The organism is Pseudomonas sp. GXM4, assembly GCF_008923895.1.
Taxonomy (GTDB): domain Bacteria; phylum Pseudomonadota; class Gammaproteobacteria; order Pseudomonadales; family Pseudomonadaceae; genus Aquipseudomonas; species Aquipseudomonas atacamensis.
The window spans coordinates 1-23,962 of record NZ_WBRZ01000055.1 but is presented as its reverse complement, the minus strand read 5'-3'; the positions used below and the strand labels follow the sequence as shown (position 1 = coordinate 23,962).

At 62.4% G+C, this 23,962-nt stretch carries 22 protein-coding genes; 7 read left to right on the top strand and 15 right to left on the bottom strand.

What is annotated here, in order from left to right; translation table 11 throughout:
- Positions 1–55: 55 nt before the first annotated feature.
- Both F8N49_RS27880 and F8N49_RS10210 read right to left on the bottom strand, forming a co-directional pair.
- Positions 56–220 (bottom strand): hypothetical protein, encoded by a 165-nt coding sequence (locus tag F8N49_RS27880; protein ID WP_016774471.1) that lies wholly within the window; start codon positions 218–220, stop codon positions 56–58.
- A gap of 99 nt (positions 221–319) precedes the next feature.
- Positions 320–574, bottom strand: a complete 255-nt coding sequence (locus F8N49_RS10210; RefSeq protein ID WP_016774470.1) for a DUF465 domain-containing protein — start codon at positions 572–574, stop codon at positions 320–322.
- A 204-nt stretch (positions 575–778) separates the two neighbouring features.
- Here F8N49_RS10210 and F8N49_RS10205 point away from each other — a divergent pair, with 204 nt between their 5' ends.
- Positions 779–1,300, top strand: coding sequence for a DUF4142 domain-containing protein (locus F8N49_RS10205; protein ID WP_016774469.1), 522 nt, complete (start codon positions 779–781; stop codon positions 1,298–1,300).
- A 56-nt stretch (positions 1,301–1,356) separates the two neighbouring features.
- Here the strand turns inward: F8N49_RS10205 and F8N49_RS10200 are convergent, their stop codons facing one another.
- On the bottom strand, positions 1,357–1,620 hold the full coding sequence (locus F8N49_RS10200; protein ID WP_151551322.1) for a hypothetical protein: 264 nt from the start codon (positions 1,618–1,620) through the stop codon (positions 1,357–1,359).
- Positions 1,621–1,880: 260 nt separating this feature from the next.
- Between F8N49_RS10200 and F8N49_RS10195 the strand changes: the two genes are divergently transcribed.
- From F8N49_RS10195 to F8N49_RS10170, 6 genes are read left to right on the top strand one after another with little or no spacing between them, the layout of a single operon-like run.
- Positions 1,881–2,732: an STAS domain-containing protein gene (locus F8N49_RS10195; RefSeq protein ID WP_122692734.1), complete on the top strand. Its 852-nt coding sequence runs from the start codon at positions 1,881–1,883 to the stop codon at positions 2,730–2,732.
- A gap of 4 nt (positions 2,733–2,736) precedes the next feature.
- Positions 2,737–3,099, top strand: a complete 363-nt coding sequence (locus F8N49_RS10190) for an STAS domain-containing protein (RefSeq protein ID WP_016774466.1) — start codon at positions 2,737–2,739, stop codon at positions 3,097–3,099.
- Positions 3,096–3,500 (top strand): anti-sigma regulatory factor, encoded by a 405-nt coding sequence (locus F8N49_RS10185; protein ID WP_016774465.1) that lies wholly within the window; start codon positions 3,096–3,098, stop codon positions 3,498–3,500. Before F8N49_RS10190 ends, F8N49_RS10185 begins: the two co-directional genes overlap by 4 nt.
- Complete coding sequence (locus F8N49_RS10180; protein ID WP_151551325.1) at positions 3,497–4,510, top strand: ATP-binding protein; 1,014 nt, start codon at positions 3,497–3,499, stop codon at positions 4,508–4,510. The genes F8N49_RS10185 and F8N49_RS10180 overlap by 4 nt, the downstream gene beginning before the upstream one ends.
- Positions 4,503–5,378: a sensor histidine kinase KdpD gene (locus tag F8N49_RS10175; RefSeq protein WP_024012718.1), complete on the top strand. Its 876-nt coding sequence runs from the start codon at positions 4,503–4,505 to the stop codon at positions 5,376–5,378. The genes F8N49_RS10180 and F8N49_RS10175 overlap by 8 nt, the downstream gene beginning before the upstream one ends.
- Positions 5,368–7,311, top strand: a complete 1,944-nt coding sequence (locus tag F8N49_RS10170) for a response regulator (RefSeq protein WP_122751408.1) — start codon at positions 5,368–5,370, stop codon at positions 7,309–7,311. The genes F8N49_RS10175 and F8N49_RS10170 overlap by 11 nt, the downstream gene beginning before the upstream one ends.
- A 123-nt stretch (positions 7,312–7,434) precedes the next feature.
- On the opposite strand, the gene F8N49_RS10165 is transcribed toward F8N49_RS10170, so the two are convergent.
- From F8N49_RS10165 to F8N49_RS10110, 12 genes are all read right to left on the bottom strand, one after another.
- Complete coding sequence (locus F8N49_RS10165; protein ID WP_151551318.1) at positions 7,435–10,068, bottom strand: excinuclease ABC subunit UvrA; 2,634 nt, start codon at positions 10,066–10,068, stop codon at positions 7,435–7,437.
- A 39-nt stretch (positions 10,069–10,107) separates the two neighbouring features.
- Positions 10,108–12,219 (bottom strand): ATP-binding protein, encoded by a 2,112-nt coding sequence (locus tag F8N49_RS10160; RefSeq protein WP_071172060.1) that lies wholly within the window; start codon positions 12,217–12,219, stop codon positions 10,108–10,110.
- Between the two features lie 135 nt (positions 12,220–12,354).
- Positions 12,355–13,044: a GntR family transcriptional regulator gene (locus tag F8N49_RS10155; protein ID WP_024012714.1), complete on the bottom strand. Its 690-nt coding sequence runs from the start codon at positions 13,042–13,044 to the stop codon at positions 12,355–12,357.
- Between the two features lie 383 nt (positions 13,045–13,427).
- Positions 13,428–16,505, bottom strand: a complete 3,078-nt coding sequence (locus tag F8N49_RS10150; RefSeq protein ID WP_151551315.1) for an error-prone DNA polymerase — start codon at positions 16,503–16,505, stop codon at positions 13,428–13,430.
- Positions 16,502–17,917, bottom strand: coding sequence for a DNA polymerase Y family protein (locus F8N49_RS10145; RefSeq protein ID WP_122610544.1), 1,416 nt, complete (start codon positions 17,915–17,917; stop codon positions 16,502–16,504). The genes F8N49_RS10150 and F8N49_RS10145 overlap by 4 nt, the downstream gene beginning before the upstream one ends.
- Positions 17,918–17,922: 5 nt before the next feature.
- Positions 17,923–18,540: a translesion DNA synthesis-associated protein ImuA gene (gene imuA / locus F8N49_RS10140; RefSeq protein WP_024012713.1), complete on the bottom strand. Its 618-nt coding sequence runs from the start codon at positions 18,538–18,540 to the stop codon at positions 17,923–17,925.
- Positions 18,540–19,157 carry a transcriptional repressor LexA gene (gene lexA / locus F8N49_RS10135; protein ID WP_122751404.1) on the bottom strand — a complete coding sequence of 206 codons (618 nt, stop codon included), beginning with the start codon at positions 19,155–19,157 and terminating at the stop codon, positions 18,540–18,542. Before lexA ends, imuA begins: the two co-directional genes overlap by 1 nt.
- Before the next feature lie 193 nt (positions 19,158–19,350).
- Positions 19,351–19,629 carry a DUF971 domain-containing protein gene (locus F8N49_RS10130; RefSeq protein ID WP_071172056.1) on the bottom strand — a complete coding sequence of 93 codons (279 nt, stop codon included), beginning with the start codon at positions 19,627–19,629 and terminating at the stop codon, positions 19,351–19,353.
- Positions 19,626–20,588, bottom strand: coding sequence for a HEAT repeat domain-containing protein (locus F8N49_RS10125; protein ID WP_071172055.1), 963 nt, complete (start codon positions 20,586–20,588; stop codon positions 19,626–19,628). The genes F8N49_RS10130 and F8N49_RS10125 overlap by 4 nt, the downstream gene beginning before the upstream one ends.
- The gene (locus F8N49_RS10120) at positions 20,585–21,433 is read right to left on the bottom strand and encodes an ABC transporter ATP-binding protein (protein ID WP_016774454.1); all 849 of its coding nucleotides are present in this window, start codon (positions 21,431–21,433) and stop codon (positions 20,585–20,587) included. The genes F8N49_RS10125 and F8N49_RS10120 overlap by 4 nt, the downstream gene beginning before the upstream one ends.
- Entirely contained in the window at positions 21,433–22,212 is a 780-nt protein-coding gene (locus tag F8N49_RS10115; RefSeq protein ID WP_071172054.1) for an ABC transporter permease, read from the bottom strand. Before F8N49_RS10115 ends, F8N49_RS10120 begins: the two co-directional genes overlap by 1 nt.
- 216 nt (positions 22,213–22,428) lie before the next feature.
- Positions 22,429–23,853, bottom strand: coding sequence for an ABC transporter substrate-binding protein (locus F8N49_RS10110; RefSeq protein ID WP_178116953.1), 1,425 nt, complete (start codon positions 23,851–23,853; stop codon positions 22,429–22,431).
- Positions 23,854–23,962: the final 109 nt, after the last annotated feature.

The following is a 23,962-nucleotide window of genomic DNA, read 5'->3' as shown; positions in this document are numbered from 1 at the left end:
ATATGTGTTCACCAGATGAACCTGTGGGAGCTGGCTTGCCAGCGATAGCGGTCTGTCAGTTGCCGGACCGGTCGAACTTCTCCGGATCTTCATCCTCCGGCAGTTCTTTCACGGTTTTTTCCGGATGCGCTGTGGTATGCGCCGGGCTGTTGGGTTCAGGGCGGGTCGGAATCGGGTCGAAGCCGCCCTGCTCTTCACTGGGGAATTTCGGATCGTTCATGAGGCACCTCGCAACGAGTCGATGGTTTGCAGACTCTGCACATTGGAGGTGCCGTGGGTGGTCGCCGTTCCCTTTGGATGGCGACCACGGGTCAGGTAATTATTGCCCGGTCAGCGGCTGCCCGGCCAACCGGGCGACGATCTGCTCCTTGACGATCACGCGCTTCTCTTTGAGCTTCTTCAATTCGTCATCACTGGGGGCGTCTGACTGGGCGTTCTCGGCCTCGACCACTTCAGCATCCACCTCGAAATACTTGTTGAGCAGCGAATCCAGCTTCGCATCCTCGGAGCGTTTTTGCTCGATCTCTTCCTTTTTGCAGCCCAGGTCCTGATACAGATCATGTGAAACCGGCATGAAACACCTCCATCAAATTGATCGACAACCAGCGCGACCGATGCGCTGACTCATTATCAGCATGGCCTTGCGCAATGGCTTCTGTCGACACCCTGTCAGACCAGCGGTTGCCGTTCGTCGCCCTGTCGTAAATGCGATAAAACCTTTGGCTTGTGCTTTCGCTCCATTGGACAACGCTCACAAAAACCTGCGTGGAGATACCCAATGGACGGATTCAACCTGCGTCATCTCGCTCTGGCTGTTGCACTGTCTGCCGGCATGGGCAGCGCCTTTGCCGCGACCGACAATGACTTTGTCGATAACGCCGCCGCCGGTGGCATCGCTGAAATCGAAACCAGCCGCCTGGCGCTGGAAAAAAGCCAGTCAGCTGACATCAAAGCCTTTGCCAATCAGATGATCACCGATCACAGCAAGGCCAACGATGAGCTGGCAGCAATTGCCAAGGCCAACGACATCGAAGTCCCGGACACCACCACCCTGGTCAAACAGGCCAAGGAAAAAATTCTCGACATGCGCGATGAATCCTTCGATGCGGCCTACGCCAACAACCAGGTCAAGGCTCACGAAGAAACCATCGAGCTGTTCAAGAAACAGGCAAACACCGTGACCGATGACAAGGCCAAAGGCGCCACTGAACTGAAAGCGTTCGCGCAGAAGATGCTGCCAGCGCTGGAAAAACACTTGGCCCACGCCAAAGAGCTGCAAGCCAAACATCCGAGCAAGTAACCGCCCGGCAATAAAAAGGCCGCATCCTTCGATGCGGCCTTTTTGCGTTTCAGCGATCAACCGCCATCGGTGTCGATATCGGCGTCGGTGCTCTCGCCCGGTTCAGGACGGTCCGGGTCAGGCTTGAAGCCAGGGCTGAAGTCGTTGCTGTTGTCATTGTGATGCTGCTTCTGATCGACCTCCGCAGCCGCGCTGTCCGCCTGTCCTTGTTCAGCCGGCGCGGGGGTATTTTGTCCCGGTGTCTGCGGGTCGATGGCCGGGTCGTTGCGGTTAATTGACTCTGAGGACTGATTTTGCTGTTGCGGCGCTTGCTCGCTCATATCCACCTCATTCATAGTCCTGCCTCCTTCTTCCAGCACGACTGGAAAACGTCGGGCATGCAGATTCGAAGCCTGACGCCGTAGATTCGTTCAAAAGATCGCTGCCTGTTGCCACGCCGACTAGAGTTACCGGGGCCTTCGACGCGGCAGGCAGAAAAATTCGCTTCTTAATGAACAACTATTTCAAGCGGCAAATGTCAGTCAATTCGCGCCGGTCATTTCACTGAGCCGGCACCATTACGTAACGGAGCGACACGCACATGGCAGCACTGCAGAACAGCACAGTTGAAGCAATCAGGAACAACCAGGCTCAACTGCTGAGCGAATGGACCAAACGCCTCGAAGCCAGCGGCGCCACGCGCAACCTCAAGGAACATGACCTCGCTCAGCAAACCCGCGACTTGCTCGGCCTGCTGCTGGCCGGTCTGGAAAACGGCAACGGCAGCAAGATTGCCGCCGCAGGCTGGGAAGACACCCGTCAGTTCCTTGAAAAGCTGTCGCAGAGCCGCGCCCTGCTCGGCCAGGATTCCCAGCAAACCGCCAACTTCATCTTCGCCTTGAAAGGTCCGCTGTTCGCCCTGCTGCAAAACCATTATCAGGACCAGCCGGCACTGCTCGCCGAGCAACTGCTGGAAGTTTCCGAACTGCTCGACACGGTCGGCATGCACACCATCGGCACCTTCCAGAAATCCCGTGAAGCGGTGATCAAGCGTCAGCAGGAAGAATTGCTGGAACTGTCGACGCCGGTGGTCAAGCTGTGGGATGGCGTCCTCGCCCTGCCAATGATTGGCACACTCGATTCGCAACGCACCCAGGTAGTCATGGAATCGCTGCTGCAACGCATCGTCGACACCGGTTCCGAGATCGCCATCATCGACATCACCGGCGTGCCGACCGTCGACACCCTGGTTGCCCAGCACCTGCTGAAAACCGTGACCGCGATTCGCCTGATGGGCGCTGATTGCATCATCAGCGGCGTGCGTCCGCAGATCGCCCAGACCATCGTTCACCTCGGTCTGGATCTGCAAGGCGTTGTGACCAAGGCCAACCTGGCCGACGCCTTGAAACTGGCCCTGACTCGCCTGGGCATCAGCCTCGGCAAAGCGGTCTGAGCCGATGGAACGTATTCCGATTCTTCAAATGGGCGATTTGCTGCTGGTGACCATTCAGGTCGACATGCACGACCAGCTCGCCATGACCCTGCAGGACGATCTGTCCGAGCGCATCAGCCGGACCTCGGCCCGTGGGGTGCTGATCGACATCTCGGCGCTGGACATGGTCGACTCGTTCATCGGGCGCATGATCGGCACCATCTCGGGGTTGTCGAAAATCATGGACGCCGAAACCGTGCTGGTCGGCATGCAGCCGGCCGTGGCGATCACGCTCGTTGAGCTGGGCATGACCTTGCCGGGCGTCAGCACCGCCCTCAACGTCGAACGCGGAATGAAACTGCTGCAGGATCGAGTACGCCTGCAATGACCGTGCGCAGCAGTGGTACTCAACCCATCCTGATCGAACAGGACGTGGTACTGGCCCGCCAGACCACGCGCAAGCTCGCCACCGAATGCGGCATGCGCCTGATCGACCTGACCAAACTGGTCACCGCCGTCAGCGAGCTGGCGCGTAACACCATGGTCTATGGCGGCGGCGGCGACATGGATTGGCAGATCCTCGAGGAAAACGGCCGGGTCGGTTTGCGCATCACCTTCCGCGACGAAGGCCCGGGCATCCCCGACATCAAACTGGCGATGACCGACGGCTGGACTTCCGGCAGCGGACTAGGCCTCGGCCTGACCGGCGCCAAACGTCTGGTCAATGAATTCGAACTCGACACTGAGCCCGGCAAAGGCACGCGCATTACGATCACACGATGGACATGAATATCACCGGGTCGTTGACCCAGGTTCTGCCGATCGAGGACAGCAGCCAGATCGGCCACGCCCGGCGCACCGCGCAGAAACTCGCCGAGCAGCATGGCTTCGACGAAAACGATGCCGGCCGCGTGGCACTGGTCGCGACGGAACTGGCAAGCAACGTGCTCAAGCATGCCCAGCGCGGCGAGTTTCATCTGCGTGTGCTGACTCGTCCGGATAACGGTTTCGGCATCGAAATGCAGACCGTGGATCGGGCGCAGGGCTTTGATCTGGATGCCTGTCTGGCGGATGGCTTTTCCACTGGCGGCACACAAGGCATCGGCCTCGGCGCCGTATCGCGGCAGACCAATGTCTTCGATGTCTACGCAGACCACCGTGGCGCGGTGTTGCTGGCGCGAATTTTTCCGCGCAGCGATCGTCAGGCCGATATCCGCTTCGGCGTCAGCCAGCATTCGCTGCATACCGATCCAGCCTGCGGCGATGTCTGGCATCTGACGTATGAAGGCTCGCGGATCAGCGCGCTGGTGGTCGATGGCCTCGGTCATGGCGAAGACGCCGAGCGCGCAGGCCTGGCCGGGGCGCAGGCATTCGCCCGGGCACCGTTTGCCGATCCAGTGGTATTGATGGAAGACCTGCATCAGGAAATGCTCGGCACCCGCGGCGGCGCCGTCGCTTTCGCGCAGTTCGACAGCCAGCGCGATGGCCTGACGTTCGCCGGTGTCGGTAACATTGGCGCCAGCTTGCTGGACCCGGCAAAGTCACGCGGGCTGGCCTCGCACCCCGGCATCGTTGGCGGCCAGTACCGTAAAGCCAAACCCTTTGACTATGCTCACGTGAACGGACATTTATTGATCATGTACAGCGACGGCTTACAGTCCCGTTGGAATCTCAAAGACTACCCCGGCCTGGTGCATCGCCATCCGTCCGTGATAGCCAGCGTCCTGCACCGCGACTTCTGTCGTGGTCGCGATGACGTGACGGTACTGGTCGTTGCTCTGGAGGCCGCCCATGGCTGAATCGACTACCTTGAGCCATGCCGAACAGGCGGCGCTCATCGCTCAGTTGCAGCGCGAAACCACTGCCCTGCGCGAAGAGCTCGATGAAACCAACCAGGGCGTGCTGGCGCTGTACGCCGAGCTCGACACCCAGGCTGAAGAACTGCGTCAGGCATCGGATCTCAAGAGCCGTTTCCTGTCGTACATGAGCCACGAATTTCGTACGCCATTGGGCTCGATCCTGAGCATCAACAGTCTGCTCGCTGACGAACTGGACGGCCCGCTCAGCCCTGAACAGCACAAGCAGGTAGCCTTCGTCAGCACCGCTGCCCGCGAGCTCAGCGACATGGTTGATGACCTGCTCGATCTGGCGAAGATCGAAGCCGGGCGCATCAGTATCTCGCCAGCCTGGTTCGACATGTTCGACCTGTTTTCGGCCCTGCGCGGGATGTTCCGGCCAATCGTCGATGCTTCGGCGGTGGATCTGATCTTCGAAGAGCCGCTGGGTCTGCCGCGCCTGTATACCGATGACAAGAAGCTCGGGCAGATCCTGCGCAACTTCATTTCCAACTCGCTGAAATTCACCACCCGTGGCGAAGTTCGCGTGTCGGCGCGACTGGAAGGTGAAGACAAGGTGCGCTTTGCCGTCAGCGACACCGGCATCGGCATCGCGGCCGAGTTGCATGACACGCTGTTCGAAGACTTCTCCCAAGTCGATTCGCCATTGCAGAAACGTCTGCGCGGCACCGGTCTGGGTCTGTCACTATGCAAGCGTTTTGCCGCCCTGCTCGGCGGTGAAGTCGGGGTAGACAGTACGCCGGGCGTGGGCTCGACGTTCTTTGTCATCATCCCGCTGGCAATCGCTCTGGAGAACGTCGATGAATCGTGACATCCGCCTGTTGATCGTCGATGACAACGTCGCCACCCGTTACGCACTGCGTCGGCGCCTGGAGCGCCACGGCTACACAGTGCTCGAAGCCGGCACCGGCAGCGACGGCCTGGCCCTGATCGAGAGCGAAGCCCTCGATGCGTTGATCCTCGACGTCAACCTGCCGGACATGAGCGGTTTCGACATCGTCCGCTTGTTGCGCGCCGACCCGGGCACCGCGCTGCTGCCGGTGATTCATGTGTCAGCGGCGTCGATCCAGACCGGCGACATCATCACCGGCCTCAACGCGGGCGCCGATGCCTATCTGATTCACCCGGTCGACCCCGATGTGCTCTTGGCGACGCTGCGTACCCTGCTGCGGGTGCGCGACACGGAAAATGCCCTGCGCGAAAGCGAGGCGCGTTTCCGCGAGATCTTCGCTAACGTCTCGGCGCCGATCGCGGTGCTCGATGCCAATCTGAAAGTGCATGAGTGCAATCACGCATTCGCCCAATTGATCGTCGATAACCGCGATCCGCAGGCGCTGCGTGAATGCTTCGCCGAAGATCAATGCTCGATCCTCGATGAACTGCGTCTGCGCCTGGTCGACGGCGAGCGCTGGAAAGGCACGCTGAACATGCGCGTGCAGGGCGAGATTCGCGAGACGCAATGGCAGATTTCGCCGTATCGCACGCCAGAGCTGAGCCTGGTGTTCGTCGAGGACGTCACCGAACACCGCCACCGCGAGCGCTCGCATCTGGCGCGACTGGATGACACCACCACGCAGCTGGCCAAGGAAGTCGCCGAGCGCGTGCACGCCGAAGCGCAATTGCTGCAAGTGCAGAAAATGGATGCGCTGGGCAAGCTCACCGGCGGTATCGCCCACGACTTCAACAACCTGCTCACCGGGATCATCACCAGCCTGGAACTGATCCAGAAACGCGTGGCCGATGAGCGTCTGGACAAGGTGCAGTTCTATACCGAAGCAGCGCTGAATTCAGCGATGAGCGCGGCCTCGCTGACCCATCGTCTGCTGGCATTTGCCCGTCAGCAGCCACTGGATACGCGCCCGGTGGACATCAACGAGCATGTCCGCTCGCTGGAAGAATTGCTGGTGCGCACCATCGGCGAGCGCATCACCCTCAAGCTGGAACTGACCAACAAACCGGCGATTGCGCTGGTCGACCCGGTACAGCTGGAAAGCGCCGTGCTCAACCTGGTGATCAACGCCCGCGATGCCCTGCCCTCCGGCGGCAATATCTGGGTCAATACTTACGCCGCTTATTCCCATGGCGATCCGAATCTGGCCGATGGCGCGTACGTGGCGCTGTCGGTACGCGACGACGGCACCGGCATTGAACACAACGTGATCGACAAGGTGTTCGAGCCGTTCTTCACTACCAAGCCGCTGGGCCAGGGCACCGGGCTTGGTCTGTCGACGATTTACGGCTTTGCCCGTCAGTCCGGCGGTGACGCGCACATTCGTAGCGTCGCCCGGCGTGGCACCGAAGTGACCATCATGCTGCCCGGCACCAACGACCCGACCGGGGCCGACGCGCCTGTGCCGGTGCCTGACGCCAAAGGCAGTGGCGAGCATGTGCTGATCGTCGAGGACATGGCCACGGTGCGCTTGTTCGTTACCGAAGTGCTGGAAGACGCCGGCTATCGCTGCACGCAAGCGGCGGATATCGAATCGGCGCTGGAGCGCTTGCAGAACGACCCGTCGATCGACCTGCTGTTGACCGACGTCGGCTTGCCGCGCATGAGCGGCCGTGAACTGGCGGATGTTGCCCGTGGCTGGCACGAGGGGCTGCCGATCCTGTTCATGACCGGCTACGCCGAAACCGCGCTCAACCGCCAGGTCTTCCTCGGCACCGGCATGGACATGCTGGTCAAACCGTTCCAGATCAGCGAACTGCTCGACAAGGTCCGCCGCACGCTGGATGGCGCCTGAACTGGCGTCATCGCTGGCAAGTCAGCTCCCACAGGGGGCATCAGTGTGCGCACACTTTCGGCAACAACTTCAATTCCTGTGGGAGCTGGCTTGCCAGCGATGGCGGCCAGCAAGGCGCTGCAGTCATCGGCTCAAAGCCCGAGCCAGAAACGGCGCAGTCTTGCTCTTCTTGCTGGTGGCGACTTTCTGCGGTGTGCCGGCGGCGACAATCCTGCCGCCCTGATCGCCGGCTCCTGGGCCGATGTCGATCACCCAGTCGCTCTGCGCGACGACACGCATTTCGTGTTCGACCACAATCACCGTGTGCCCCGCCGTCACCAGCGTATCCAGCTGCTCGAGCAGTCGATCGACATCTCGCGAATGCAATCCAGTAGTCGGTTCATCCAACACATACAAGGTCGCGCCACGCTGGTTGCGCTGCAATTCGGTCGCCAGTTTGATCCGCTGCGCCTCACCGCCGGAGAGCTCCGTGGCCGGTTGTCCCAGGCGCAGATAACCCAGGCCGATATCGCGCAGCACTTCCAGCGAACGACGAATCCCTGCCTGCTCGGCAAACACGGACACCGCCTCATCGACAGTCAGTTGCAGCACCTGAGCGATGCTCAAGCCCTGCCAGAGAATCGCCAGCGTCTGCGGGTTATACCGCGCGCCATGACAGGTCGGGCACGGCGCATACACGCTGGGCATGAACAGCAATTCCACACTGACGAACCCCTCACCCTCGCAAGTAGCGCAACGGCCCTTGGCGACGTTGAAGGAAAACTGCCCGGCGTCATAGCCCGCCGCTTGTGCCTCAGGTGTCGCGGCGAACAGCTTGCGCACGTTGTCGAACAAACCGGTGTAAGTCGCCAGATTGGAGCGCGGCGTGCGTCCGATGGGTTTCTGATCAACCTGCACCAGGCGTTTGATCGACTCCAGGCCGGCGCTGATCTGCCCGGTGCTGGGCGGCGGCGTGTCATCTTCCAGACTCGGTTCTTCCGACTCGGCCTCGGCCACTGGACGGCCCAACTGCGCGCCGACCAGTTCCAGCAAGGCCTGACTGACCAGACTCGATTTGCCAGAACCCGATACGCCGGTCACCGAGGTGAAGCAGCCCAAGGGGAATTCGGCGCTGAGATTATTCAGGTTGTTGCGGGTGACGCCGTCGAGCTTCAGCCACACGCTCGGCTTGCGTGCGGCGCGCTCAGGGCGCTGGTTTTCCGCGAATAGATAAGCGCGGGTCTGCGAGTCTGCAATATCAGCAAGTCCCGCAGGCGGACCGCTGTACAACACGCGGCCGCCCTTTTCGCCCGCCGCCGGGCCGACGTCGATCAGCCAGTCGGCACGGCGCATGGTTTCGACATCGTGCTCGACCACAAACAGCGTGTTGCCTTCAGCCTTCAAGCGCTGCAACGCCTCGAACAACGCCTCGCCATCCGCCGGATGCAGACCGGCAGACGGTTCGTCCAGGACATAAATCACCCCGAACAGCTGCGAACCCAATTGCGTGGCCAGGCGCAAACGCTGCAACTCGCCAGACGACAGCGTCGGTGTACTGCGTTCCAGCGCCAGATACCCCAGCCCGAGATCGGTCAGGGTGCTGACCCGCTCCAGCAAATCCTCAGCAATGCGTTGCGCCGCCAAGCGTTTTTCCAGCGACAGGTTCGGCGTGTGGCGCACGTCCGGTGCGCTGGCATGCCCGCTGGCGCCATGGGCGACCCGCTGCTGACGCGCCTCGCGGGTTTGCGCATGGCTGAGGGTGTCGCCGCTCTCCTCGGCCTGTTCCAGATAATTTGCTGCTGCTACAGGCCGCAGCACTTCGGCCACTTGCAGCAACGGCATCTGCGACAACTCGCCAATGTCGTAGCCGGCAAAGGTCACCGACAACGCCTCGCGCTTGAGCCGTTTGCCCTCGCACAACGGGCACGGGCTGCCGCGCATGAACTGTGAAACACGCTTCTTCATCAGCGCACTTTGCGAGTGAGTGAAGGTGTGCAGGATGTAGCGCCGCGCGCCAGTGAAGGTGCCCTGATAACTCGGTTCCATTTTGCGTTTGAGGGCGACGCGGGTTTCTTCCGGGGTCAGCCCGGCGTACACCGGCACCGTCGGCGTTTCCTCAGTGAAGAGAATCCAGTCGCGCTGCTTTTTCGGCAGTGTCTTCCACGGAATATCGACATCAATGCCCATGGTCACGAGGATGTCGCGCAGGTTCTGCCCCTGCCACGCCAAGGGCCACGACGCCACGGCGCGCTGGCGGATGGTCAGGTTCGGGTCCGGCACCATCAGCGCTTCGGTCACTTCATAGACGCGGCCAAGTCCGTGACACTCCGGGCAGGCGCCCTGGGGTGTGTTCGGTGAAAAGTCTTCGGCATACAGCATCGGCTGCCCCGGCGGATAACTGCCGGCGCGGGAATAGAGCATGCGGATCAGGCTCGACAACGTCGTCACGCTGCCCACCGACGAACGCGCGCTCGGCGTGCCGCGCTGCTGTTGCAAAGCGACGGCGGGCGGCAGTCCTTCGATGGAATCGACATCCGGCACGCCGACCTGATCGATCAGCCGCCGCGCGTACGGCGCCACCGATTCGAAATACCGCCGCTGGGCCTCGGCATACAGCGTGGAAAACGCCAGCGACGACTTGCCCGAACCCGAGACGCCGGTGAACACCACCAGCGCATCACGCGGAATATCGACATCAACGTTCTTCAGGTTATGTTCGCGGGCGCCGCGCACACGAACCATGCCGGCGGGTGCTTTGGAATTGCGCTTGGAAATCATCGGCCTGCCTTTTTTGAAAAACCGGGGCAGCGCTCGGCTTCAGGTGCCGAGCACCTCGCAAATCATCTGCAGCAAAGCTTGCGGGCTGTAGGGTTTGCCGAGCAAATGGGTATCGGGGCTAAGCTGGTGGTCGCGGGAAATGATGTCGCGGGTATGCCCGGAAGTGAACAGCACCGGCACCGGCGGCGTCTGCACCTTGGCCCAGGCAGCGAGATCGGAGCTCTTGATCAGTCCGGGCATGACCACGTCGGTGAAGATCAGATCGATCTCGATGCCTTCCAGCAACATCTGCATGGCCAGGTCGCCATTGCACGCGGTCATCACCCGATAGCCTTCCTCGCGCAGCAACTCCACCGCCGAAGCGCGCACCGCGTCATTGTCTTCCACCACCAGAATGGTTTCGTGGCCGCCGCTCTTGCGTTCGCCGACACTGGCGGTCTCTTCGCGAACCGGACGCAGACTGCGCGGGAAATACAACTGCACCCGCGTGCCTTCGCCGAGCTTGCTGTCGATCTCGACGTGGCCGCCACTCTGTTTGACGAAGCCGAACACCATGCTCAAACCGAGCCCGGTGCCCTGGCCGTCGGCCTTGGTGGTGAAGAACGGTTCGAAGACCTGTTCCAGCATTTGTGGGGCAATACCCACGCCGGTGTCGGTGACCGCCACGCGAACATACTCACCGGCCGCTATGCCCTTGCCGGCGCAGTATTCGCTGTCCAGGCAGACATTGGCGGCACTGAGGCCGATGACGCCCTCGCCCTTCATCGCGTCGCGGGCGTTGATCGCCAGATTGAGAATCGCGTTTTCCAGTTGGTTGCGGTCGACATTGATATGCCACGGCTGCGGCGGCAACTGCACGTCGATCTGAATGGTTTCGCCCAAGGCGCGTTGCAGCAACTCGCCGACGCCTTCGAAAATCTGTTCGGGGTTGCACACGGCGGGTGAAAGCGGTTGCCGCCGGGCAAACGCGAGCAATTGTGAAGACAGTTTGGCCCCGCGCTCGACCGCCGCCAGCGAAGCCCCGACCCGGCGCTGCACGTTGGCATTGTTGGGCTCGTGCCGAGCGAGCAGATGCAGGTTGCCGGCGATGACTTGCAGCAGATTGTTGAAGTCATGGGCAACGCCACCGGTCAGGCCGCCAATGGCTTCGAGTTTCTGCGACTGGCGAAGTTGTTCTTCAGCCGCCAGCCGCGCATTCACCTCAGCGGCCACGCGCTGTTCGAGGTTACGGGTGAATTTGAGCAGCGACTCTTCAGCATTCTTGCGCTCATGAATATCGATCAGCACGCCGGGGAAGCGAAACGGCCTTCCGTCTTCATCGAACTCGCAGGCACCACTGGCCAGCACCCACAGATATTGGCCATCGCCGCGCTGTACACGGTACTCGGCGTTGTAGGGCTCGCCAGTGCGCACACAATGGGCGACCCGCTCCTGGACCCATTGGTGGTCGTCGGGATGAATGCGCGATTCGGCGATCTCTTGTTGCAGATCGCTCAGGTCCTGATCCGGCGGATAGGAAAAGGTGCGGGCGAAACGTTCGTCAGCGGAGAAGCGATTGTTCTTGATGTCCCAGACAAACGAGCCAAGCAGTGCGCCGGCATTCAGCGCCAGACGCACGCGCTCGTTGTCGGCGCGATAGGCATCTTCGGCCGCCTGACGCAGGCGCTCGGAATGCACCAGTTCGGTGGTTTCGACCACCATCGCCATGACGCCGCCGGGCACGCCTTCGTCGTTGGCCACCGGGCTGTAATACAAGTCCATCCAGACGTCTTCGGGCACGCCGTCGCGCAGCAATACCAGCTCTTTGTTGCGATAGGACAAGGTGCCACCGGCCAGACAGGTGTCAACAACGTGACGGTTGAACTCGGCGACTTCCGGCCAGCCCAGCTCAACCGGGACGCCAAGCAGATAGGGGTGGCGGCCGCCGGCGAATTCGGAATAAGCGTCGTTGTAGATCATGTAGCCGGCGTGCCCCCACAGCATCACCATCGGCAGCGGCGAAGCCAGCATCAGTTGCACGGTATTGCACAGGCTGGCCGGCCATTGGGCGAGCGCGCCCAGTTCGGTGTGGCTCCAGTCGAACGCACGGATGCGTTCGGCCATTTCGCCTTTCCAGCCTTCACAGCCGTGGCTTTCGGATAAAAACTGCATCGCCTGACTCAGTGTCCTTTTTTGCGGTTTTCCGATCTATCGCAACGCTACAACGACGCGACGCCCGTGTGTTTCGAGGCTGTGAAAACGCATTGGTTTCATCGCAGGTATAGCTGATTTGCGACGCAGAGCCATTCAGACGCCAATCAAGTGCTTGAGTGGGTGATAGCCGGTTTTCATTTTCGCCGCGACGTCGAGGATCGCCTTCTCGATTCCGTTGAGGTGCGTACAGGTCAGTTCGATCGCGGCGCTCTGATCGCCGGCTTCGATGTACTCGAGCAAACGCAGGTGTTCATCGTCGCGGCAGGCTTGATGACTGTCATCATCGAGCGCGGCGGCATATAGCGAGGCCCGCGAGATCAGCTTCTGGAACCAGTCGAGCAGTACCGGATTGTTCAGGCTGCGCGCCAGTTTGAGGTGGAACTCGCCGAGCAGATGGATCAGTCGTTCATGGTCGCCGGCAGCATGCGCGGCATCTTCCAGTAACAAGTGCTCGCGCAGGTCCTGCATGGCAACGCTGTCTTTACGCCGGCACAGTTCGGTGACGATGCCGATCTCGATCAGCCGCCGGGTTTCGAACAACGAACGCAGCTCTGCGTCACTGGGCAGCGACACCGAAGCGCCTTTGTTGGGCTCGGTGGTGACCAGACCATCGGCTTCCAACTGCTTGAGCGCAGCACGCACCGAGGTGCGACTGACATTGAACAGCTCGGCCAGCGAGGCCTCGCCCAGCTTCATGCCCGGGCGCAACGAACGCTTGCTGATCGCCGCGTAAACCCCTTGGTAGACGCGGTCGACCGTGGTTTCCAGCTTTTTTTCGCTCATTCGAACACTCCTTTGGCGTCGGGCAATTCATCCTGGCAGTGGCTCGCCATGGAGTTGATCGGGTTCCCGTACCAGTGTGAAGCGCAGAATATCTGCCTTCGGCCCAAAGGTGCAGCCTTTTGATTTATCTCGATTTTGAATAAACAGCCAAAACCTGTGGGAGCGGGCCTGCTCGCGAAGGCGGCGGCACAGTCAACATTGTCATTGCCTGAGACTGCGCTTTCGCGAGCAGGCTCGCTGCCACACTGATACGGGGCAGATCGACCATCTTCATCGCAACCAAAATCCCTGTGGGAGCGAGCTTGCTCGCGAAGGCGGCGGTACATTCAACATCGTCATCGCCTGACACTGCGCTTTCGCGAGCAGGCTCGCTCCCACACGGGTCAGTGGAAATCGCGGCTCTGCACATGAATGCCATTGAGCAGCGGGCTCAGGTCGCTCATGCGCCCGGCGATCAAGTGACGCACATCGCCTTCGCGTTCCCAGCGGCCGTCGACCTTGAGCAATTGCGACCCCACCAGCACTTGGCGCTGACGCTCGGCCAGGTCACGCCAGACCACCACGTTGACGTTGCCGAACTCGTCTTCCAGGGTCACGAACGTCACCCCGCTGGCCGTACCGGGTCGCTGTCGGCCGGTGACCAGCCCGGCCACGCTGACCGGCCGGCCATGTTCGATATCCATCAATTCGCGCGAGCTGCGGCAGCGCCGGGCCTGCAACTCGCCACGCAACAATGCCAACGGGTGCGGCCCCAGCGTCGTCCCCACCGTGGCGTAATCAGCATGCAAGTCTTCGCCAACGCTGGGTTTGGGCAAGACAATTTTGACTTCTTCCTCGTTGGGCAAACCGGCGAACAGGCCGAGTTGTTTCTGCACCCCGGCCACTTCCCAACGCGCACGATGGCGATGCCCGGCCAGACCGCGCAAGGCCCCGGAGTCTGCCAGCAAGGCCTGCGCACGACTGTCGAGGGCGGCGCGCTCGCCCAAATCGGCAACATCGGCAAACGCCCCGTGGCGGCGCGCGGCTTCGATGCGCCGGGCATCTTCTTCGCGAAACCCCTTGATCATGCGCAGGCCCATGCGAATCGCCGGTTGCCCGGCACTCAGCGGCTCGAGGCTGCAATCCCAGTCACTGGCGCGCACGTCCACCGGACGGATCTGCAATTGGTGCCGCCGCGCGTCCTGCAGAATCTGGTCCGGGCTGTAAAAGCCCATCGGCCAACTGTTGATCAGTGCACAGGCGAAGGCCGCTGGCTCGTGACACTTGAGCCAGCAACTGGCGTAGGTCAGCAAGGCGAAACTGGCGGCGTGGGATTCGGGGAAGCCGTAACTGCCGAAGCCCTTGATCTGCTCGAAGATCTGCGCAGCGAATTCGGGTGTGTAGCCGTTCTTTTTCATGCCGGCGGCGAGGCGTTCCTTGTGCGGCTCCAGTCCGCCATGGCGTTTCCAAGCTGCCATCGAGCGGCGCAACTGATCGGCCTCGCCGGGGCTATAGTCGGCAGCGACGATGGCGATCTGCATGACCTGTTCCTGGAACAACGGCACGCCCAGGGTTTTTTTGAGTACGACTTCGAGCGCCGGCGACGGATAGGTTTCCGCCTCTTCATTATTACGTCGGCGCAGATACGGATGAACCATGCCGCCCTGAATCGGCCCGGGCCGGACAATCGCCACTTCAATCACCAGATCGTAGAAGGTCTTTGGCTTCAGGCGCGGCAGCATCGACATCTGCGCCCGCGACTCGATCTGGAACACGCCGACGGTATCGGCGCGGCTGATCATTTCGTAGGTCGGTTTGTCTTCGGCGGGGATCGTCGCGAGCGTCAGGTTCAGATCACGATGCCGGCGCAGCAGGTCGAAGCAGCGGCGAATCGCGCTGAGCATGCCCAAGGCGAGGATATCCACCTTGAGCAGGCCGACCGCATCGAGGTCGTCCTTGTCCCACTGAATGATGGTGCGGTCGGCCATCGCCGCGTTTTCGACCGGCACCAAGGTGTCCAGCGGCTGCTCGGAAATCACAAAACCGCCGGGATGCTGCGACAGATGCCGGGGGAAGCCGATCAGTTGCCCGGTCAGGCTCAGCACCCGGCGCAGCACCGGACTATCCGGGTCGAAGCCGCCTTCACGCAAACGTTCCAGCGGCGGCGTCTCATCGCTCCAGCGCCCGCAGCAGTCGGCCAGCGCGTTGATCTGATCCGGCGGCAGGCCGAGGGCCTTGGCCACATCGCGCACGGCACCGGTGGCGTGATAGGTGCTGACCACCGCCGTCAGCGCCGCACGACGCCGGCCGTAACGGTTGAACACGTATTGCAGGACTTCTTCGCGGCGCTCGTGCTCGAAATCGACATCGATGTCCGGCGGCTCGTTGCGCTCTTTGGACATGAAACGTTCGAACAATAGCGTGGTGCGCTCCGGGTCGATTTCGGTGATGCCCAAGGCATAACACACCGCCGAGTTGGCTGCCGAACCACGGCCCTGACAGAGGATTTTCTGTGTGCGGGCAAAGCGCACCACGTCGTGCACGGTGAGGAAATAGCTTTCGTAGCCGAGCTCGGCGATCAATTGCAGCTCGTCATCGATCTGCTTGAGCACCTTGGCCTGAGGCCCTTTCGGCCAGCGCCAGGCAATGCCCTCCTCGGTCAGATGGCGCAACCATGAACTGGCACTGTGCCCCTCGGGCACCAGCTCTTTCGGGTACTGATAGCGCAGCTCGCTCAGATCGAAGGTGCAGCGGCTGGCCAGTTTTAGCGACGCTTCGAGCAAGTCCGGCGGATACAGGGCGCGCAGCTCATCGAGGCAACGCAAATGCCGCTCGCCATTGGGGTGCAGGCGCAGTCCCGCTTCGGCCACGGGGACGTGATGACGGATCGCGGTCATGGTGTCCTGCAAGGCACGGCGCCCCCGGGCGTGCATGTGCACATCGCCGCTGGCCACGGCTGGAATCTGCAACTCAGCCGCCAGGGCCAACAATGCCGATAGTCGCTGCTGATCGTTCTGCCCGCGATGCAGTTGCACCGTGAGCCACAGGCGGTCGCCGAAGGTTTGTTTCAGCCAGCGCCCTTCTTCCCGGTCATCCACAGAATCCGGCACCCACAACACCAGCAAACCCGGCAGCGCTTCGGCGAAGTCTTCCCGCAGCACCTGATACTGGCCTTTCTGCGTACGCCGCCGAGCCTGGGTGATCAAGCCGCACAAGGCCTGATAACCAGCAAGGTTTTCCACCAGCAGCACCAGTTTCGGGCCGTTGTCGATGCGTATCTCGCTGCCGATGATCAACGGCAACTCAACGGACTTCGCCGCTTGCCACGCACGAACGATCCCGGCCAGGGTACATTCGTCGGTGATCGCCAGCGCCTGATAGCCGTGCTTTTTCGCCCGCTGAAACAGTTCCAGTGCGCTCGAGGCTCCGCGCTGGAAACTGAAGTTCGACAGGCAATGCAGTTCGGCGTAATCGGCACTCATGCGAACCAGCCTTGCAGCCACAGCGGACCGCCCTCACCCACCGCCCGCCAGGCCCAACCCTGCTGACCGGCGCGGTTCTGGATCAGGTAATAATCACGCCGCACGTCGCCACCGTCCCACCAACCGGATTCGATGCGCTCCGGCCCCATGAGAATCCGCGCCGAACCTTCCGGCACGCTTTGCGGTTCGTTGAGCAGCCAGCCCGGACGCTGCACGCTGGGCAACCCCGTGCAAGGCTGCTTGTCGACGGCGCTCTGCCACGCGCACTCAGGGCGATGATCGGCCTGAAAGCGCAGCCCCTGCACCGCGTCATCACCCAGCCGTGCGCGCAGACGTTCGCGCAATTGCTCCCAGGGCAAGGTCTGCTGCGGGCGGTCGTCGAACAGCTCCTGATACTGCGGAACGAAACTCGGCAGGTCTTCGGCGCGCAAGCGAAAACCACGCACCGGTGCCTCCACCTGGACTTGTTCCAGCCGGCCACGGGCCAGTTCGAAGAGCATCGCCGCGTCACGCTCGGCGCTGAGCAGGCCGACCTTGATCACTGTGTCCGGCAGCCCGGCGTGTTCCAGAAGCAAATCGAAGCGCTGCACACCGCTGTCGCGCCCGCAGAGGAACGCCGACAAATCGCCGGTCAAGCGCCGTAACGGGAACAGCAAGGCTTGATGGGATTGCACGTCGAAATTCAGTTCGATGCGGATATCGAAACGGTCGGGCGGCAGATAAAACGCCAGCGCCAGAGGACGTGCGCCGAACAGCGTGTCGAGGTGCTTGAGCATCTGCGCTTCGAAACGCCGGGCCAGTGCCTGGCGTGGCAGGCTTTGCACCTGACTGAGATTGCGCAGGCCCATGCGCGACAACGCCGTGGCGACATTCGGCTCCAGCCCCACACGATCAACAGGCAATTGCCCGAGATGATGCTGCAAAGCCTCACCGTCCGGCACCACCAAGCCATCGTAGGCATTGGCCAGCACTCGCGCAGCCACCGGGTTCGGCGCGGCGACGATGCGATGACGAAAGCCCAGATCTTTCAACTCCTGGCGCAGGCGAGCTTCAAATTGCGGCCAGGTACCGAACAGGCCCAGGCTGGATTCAATCTCGAACACCACGGTACGCGGGTAATGCACGCTGACTTGCGCGCTGAAACGATAGGCCCATGCGGCGAGAAACTGCTGCCAGTGCTCGACCTCGGCCACCTCGTAATCGGCGGTGGCAAAGCCTTTGCTCATGGCTTGCGCGGCGGTCATCGACATGCCAGGACGCAGGCCCAGTTTGCGTGCCGCCGGATTAACCGCTTGCAGCACCCGCCGCTGGGCCGGGCCGCTGAGCAGGACCAGCGGCTCTTCAGGGTCGGGCCGCTGACGCAGCACGGCGTCGAGGGCCAATTGCGGAAACAGGATACATACCCAGCGCATGACAATCAGTGCCCCACGGCAAAGGCAATCGGAGTCGCACGCGCCAGCCCGCCACGGCATTTGAGTACGCGTAGCTGCGCCGGTTTGGCATCGATGGCAATCCGTAACGCTGCCGGTGACGGGTTGACCGCTTCGCTCAACGGGCGCCAGGCAAAGGCCAGGGTCTGGCCGGTTTCCGCCGCTACCTGCAAACGCCGCAAGGCTCGGTCATCGGCCTTGTTCGGCCAGCACAGCACCGCGCCGCAACTGCCCGAGCGCAGGCATTGCTCCGCCGCCCACAAGGCATCGCGTTCGCTGGCCTGAATCACCGACAACTGGCGCAGATCGACTCCGGCATTGGCCCAAGCCTGCGGGTACGGCACGAACGGCGGCGCCACCAGCACGATGCGCTCACCGGCCGCGGACAATCGCGCCAGGGTTGGCCAGACCAGCTGCAGCTCGCCGACACCGGGGCCGGCGAGAAGGATTTCGCTCAGCGCCGCTTCCGGCCAGCCGCCGCTGGGCAGAGCTGCGTCCAGTCCCGCATGCCCGGTCGGCTGCGGACTTGCCGCCGGTGGCGCAGGCCTGCCGCGCCAGACCTGGCCGCCATTGAACAGCGTATCCAACGCAACGACGGCGCCCATCAGCCTTGCCTCACCAGACCACAGAACACGCCTTCGATGGCCAGATCCTGATCATCACGCACGACAATCGGTTTGTACGCCGGGTTACGCGGCAGCAGGCGCACTTCATCCCCGACCCGTTCGAAGCGTTTGATGGTGACTTCACCGTCCAGACGCGCAACGACGATCTGGCCGTTCAGCGCCTCGGGATTGCGCCGCACACCGACCAGATCGCCATCGAGAATGCCGTCTTCGATCATCGAGTCGCCCTGCACCCGCAGCATGTAATCCGGGGTGCGGGAGAACAGCGCCGGGTCGAGCAGCAAACGGTTATGGATATCGGCATCGGCGCCAATCGGTGCGCCGGCGGCAACACGACCAAGTACGGGGATCTCCAGCAATTCCGGACGCGGTGGCTGACCGAGCAGGCGAATGCCCCGGGCCTGATGCGGATTAACCTCAATGAAACCGGCTTCGGTGAGCGCCAGCACATGCTTGCGCGCCACGCTGCGCGAGGCAAAACCAAAAGCCTCGCTGATTTCAGCGAGGCTTGGGGGCTGACCGTGCTCGGCGATGCGATCGCGGATAAAGGTCAGAATGGCGGTACGGCGGGGAGTCAGGTTCGTCATGGAGTACATTTGTACTCCTATGGGAAATGCCTGACAAGAACCGCCAGTCGGCGCGAGCCGACGCAGGGAGCTGCCGAAGGCTGCGATCTGATCGTTCCCACGCTCTGCGTGGGAATGCCTCAAGGGACGCTCCGCGTCCAGTGACGCGGAGCGTCACGGGCTGCATTCCCACGCGGAGCGTGGGAACGATCATCGGATAAGGTCAGGAAGCCAGTTGCGCCAGGTACTCCCACGGGTAAATCCCGCGTTGATGGCCATCGCTGAACACCAGTTGCACACCATACCCCTGCGGATTGACCTCGATCAGGCGCACGCGCTCATCCACCAGCGGCGTGACGCCGCGCAGGCGAAATGCGCGGCATTGCGAGCATTGGCATTGCCGACGCAGATCGGCATGCCTGAGCAATGATTCGCGCCCGTCCGGCCAGCTCAGGCGCAGCGTGCGTGCACTCTGCGAGTTGCCCACCGCCAGCGGATTCATTGCAACTGACTCAACGCGATGCGCACGGCTTTGCGCACTTCCGGGTCGCCGTCGTCCTGCGCTGCCTGTAACGCGGCCACGGCGCCGCGATCGTTCAATTCACCGAGGGCCAGCGCTGCTTCCTTGCGCAGATTGCTGATGCGGTGGCCGAGGGTGTCGATCAGCGCGTCCAGCGCCGGGACGAAGCGCAAGCGACCGAGGCTGCGAGTGGCGCGCAGGCGCACTTGCCAGTAATCATCGCTCAGCGCTTCGACCAAGGCCGGGCCGGCGTCGCTGTGGCCAACCTTGCCCAGCGTGGTCGCAGCTTCTTCGCGCACTTGCCAGGCAGGGTCGCGCAAAGCCTGGCGCAACGCTGGCAATACTTCGGCGTCGCTCGCCAGACCGAGGGCACCCGTCGCGGCGCGGCGCACTTCGGTGTCCGGGTCGTCGCTGGCCAGGCGCGCCAGGGCTGGCAGCGCGTCGAGCTGTTTGAGCCAGCCGAGCACACCGACCGCTTCGCGACGGACATTGGCATCGGTGTCCTCCAACGCGGCGACGGCAGCCGGCGCGGCCTCGGCGAAGCGCAATTCGCGTAACGCCCGAAAGGCGGCGATGCGCACACTGACATCGGCATGTGCGGTCCACGGCAGAATGACCCGCCCCGCCGCTGCAGTCTTGAGCAGGCTCAGGCTTTGCGCCGCCGCCGATTGCACGGCGGGCGCCGGATCCGTCAGCGCTTCGCACAAGGCTTGCACGACCGCTTCATCCTCCCAAGCTTCGAGCAATCGTGCGGCTTCAGCGCGAACGTCCTCGGCGGGATCCTGCCGGAGTCGATCAACCAGCCAGAGCAAACCATCCGGTTCCTCCAGATCGGCCAGATCAATCAGGGCAATGCGCCGCACGCCAGCGTCTTCGGCCGTCAGGCGCGGTTGCAGGGCGAGGATGTCTTCGTTGTCGGTCACAGCAAAAATAGAGGTCATAGGGCAAATCGCGGCAAAGGGTTTTCAGGAGGCAGGCCGAGCGGATTGAGGCGCGGCAGCGGTCGGTCGTTGTCGTGACGCAGCAGGTCGAGGCAATGGCGCTTGAGGCGAGCGAACTCGGGGCTGGTGACCAGTTCACTGGTACGCGGGCGTGGAAAGTCCAGACGCAAGTCTTCGATGATTCGCCCTGGTCGCGCGCTCATTACCAGCAAGCGGTCGGCGAGAAACAGCGCCTCGTCAATGTCGTGGGTGACGAAAACCACCGTGGTGCGGATGCGCGTCCAGATGTCCAGCAATAGTTCCTGCATGTTCAAGCGGGTCAGCGCATCCAGCGCGCCGAACGGCTCGTCCATCAGCAACAGGCGCGGGCGATTGACCAGCACCCGGGCGATCTCCACCCGCTGCTGCATGCCACCGGAAAGCTGATCAGGCCAGCGCTCGGCAAAGCCTTCGAGGCCGACCAGTTTGAGGATTTCATCAGCCGCGCGATGCCGCTCAGCCTTGCCGACGCCGCGCATCTTCAGGCCGAAGGCGACGTTGTCGCGCACCGTACGCCACGGGAACAGCGTGTGGTGCTGAAACACCATGCCGCGCTGCGGCGACGGGCCGGTCACCGCGCTGCCGTCGACTTTCAAGCTGCCGGTACTGGCACTCAAGTGTCCGGCCAGGGCGCCGAGCAAGGTCGACTTGCCGCAACCGGACGGGCCGAGAATGCACACGAACTGCCCGGGTTCGATCTGGCAATCGAGGCCCTGCACCGCTTCGAAAGCCTCGCGGCCCTGGCCGAGGACGATGGACAACTGGCGAATGTCGATCCGCCCTTCCGGGGTTTGCATCACGCTCATCAGGCTTTGCCTCGCGGTCGATGCCAAGGCGTGAACAAGCCGCCCAGGCGTTTGATCAGCCAACTGCTGCCCATGCCCAACACGCCGATCAGGAGCATGCCGACGACAATGTCGGCGTAGTTCTGAATGGTGTAGGACTCCCAGGTGTAGTAACCGATACCGAACTGCCCGGAGATCATTTCCGCCGTCACCAGGCAGAACCACGACGTGCCCATGCCGATCGCCAGGCCGGTAATGATGCTCGGCGCAGCGCCCGGCAGAATCACCTCCAGCAGAATCGCCCGGCGCCCTGCCCCGAGGCTTTTTGCCGAGGCGATCAGGCGTGGATCGACGCCTTCGACGCCGTGCACGGTGTTGAGCAGGATCGGGAACAGCGCGCCGGTGAAGGTGATAAAGACCATCGACAATTCCGAGGATGGAAACATCAGGATCGCCAGCGGAATCCACGCCACGGCGGGGATCGGGCGCAGGACCTCCAGTGGTGGCAGCAGAATGTCTTCGGCCCATTTCGACCGGCCGATGGCCAGGCCCAGGGCGATGCCGATGATCAACGCCGCCACGTAACCGGCGAAGACGCGGCCGAGGCTGCTGCCCAGGTGCTGCCAGAGTTTGCCCGAGTCGCCCAGGCCCAGCGCGGCTTCGATCACCGCCAGTGGCGTCGGCACGTTGGCAAAGGTGACCAGGCCGAGGTTCCAGTGATGGCTGGCGGCGAGTTGCCAGAAGAGCAGGCAGAGCAGCAGTGAGGCGGCTCTTGATGTCCAGCGCAACGGTGTTTTCATAGTCCGGTTTCCAGTTCGGGTACTGTGTGATGGCCGAGATTTACCCCCTCACCCCAGCCCTCTCCCCCAGGGGGGGCGAGGGGGAAAGGGAGCCGATTTGCGTGCCTTTCACGACCTGAGTTCGACTCGGTACTTCACTTCGGCGTATCTCTCACCAACAACTCGGTCAGTCCCCTCTCCCTCCGGGAGAGGGTTAGGGTGAGGGGCTTTTGATCTTCAGCGCGCAGCAACAACCTGCGCAGTGGCATCGCTGAAGTCGAACACCTTGCCACCCTGCCCCGCAGCGTATTGCTGGGCCTGGCCCTTGAGCAGAAATGCGCTGAGGCGGCCCTTGGCGTCGCTGGCAAACCACGCCTGTTCAGCGAGCAACTTGATCCCGCTGTCACTGGCCTGCGCATACACCGCACGAATGTTCTTGCCCTCCTGCTTCAACCCTGCCAACGCGGTGAACGCCGCTTCAGCCGAGCCGTAACGGCGGACTTTTTCCTCGCCACGCACCCAGATCTCCGCGACATGGCTGACATCGGTGATGGCTTTGCCCGTCGCCGCATCCACACCCGGCAACGGCGTCTGCGCGTAGTTGGCCAGTTGCGCGATGTAATCGAGGTTCGAAGCCTTGAACGCGGCGCGGATGTACTGGTCGTCGATGAAGCTGTTCAGGTCGAGCCCGCGATCGGCTTTCTTCAGCAGTTTCAAGGTATCGATGGCAGTACCCACAGCCTGGCGGTATTCAGGTTTCCAGCTCAGGTCGCGGGTCTGCACGCCCAACGGGCCGTGGAACAGGTAGTTGACCTCGGCATCGACGCCGGTGACCTTGGCGATCAGTTCGCTGTACTTCTCCGGTTCGGCGGCGAGCAGTTGGTTGGCTTCGATGCTCGCACGCAGATAGGCGACGACGATTTCCGGATACTTTTTCGCGTAGGCCTGATCGACCAGTGCGCCATGGAAAGTCGGCGCGTTGGCCTGGGCGCCGTCATAGATCTTGCGGGCGAAACCACGGCTCGGGAACAGCTCGGCGAACGGTACGAAATCGGCGTGGGCGTCGATCTTGCCGGCCTGCAATGCCGAGCCGGCGACTTCCGGTGGCTGGGCGATGATGTTGACATCCTTGAGCGGGTCCCAGCCCTGCTCTGCCACGGCGCGCAGCAACATGCCGTGAGCCGTCGAGGCGAACGGCACCGAAATGGTCTTGCCCTTGAGTTCGCTCAGGCTTTGCACCGACGAAGCGCTCGGCACGACGATGCCGTTGCCGCTGCCCTTGATGCTGCCCGACAGCACGCTGATGAACAGGCTGTGCTTGCCCGCCGTTTCGAATGCCACGCCGTTGAACGCACCGGGGAAATCGGCCATGGCGCCAAAGTCGAGCTTGCCGGCGACCATCTCGTTGGTCAGCGGCGCGCCACTGGTGAAGTTTTTCCACTGCACGTCGTACTTCGCGTCTTTGTAGGCGCCATCGTGGGGCAGGTATTTTTCCAGCAGACCGAGTTGACGGATCAACAGGCCACCGGCGGCGCAATTGATAGTGGTGTCCTGGGTGCCGATGGCGATGCGGATGGTTTCGGCCGAGGCCGACAAGGTGAATGAAGCCAGGACCAGCCCAGCGAGTGCTGCACGCAACATGAGTGTTTCCCCTCGAATCATTGGTTTGAAGTTCGTCTCCGCCGCGATCAGGGCGCGGGGGGAAACGAGGGGTTTTCGGTGAATCGAGCGTCCGGGGTTTCCGGGTAGCTTTTAGGTTGTCCCGGCGAGC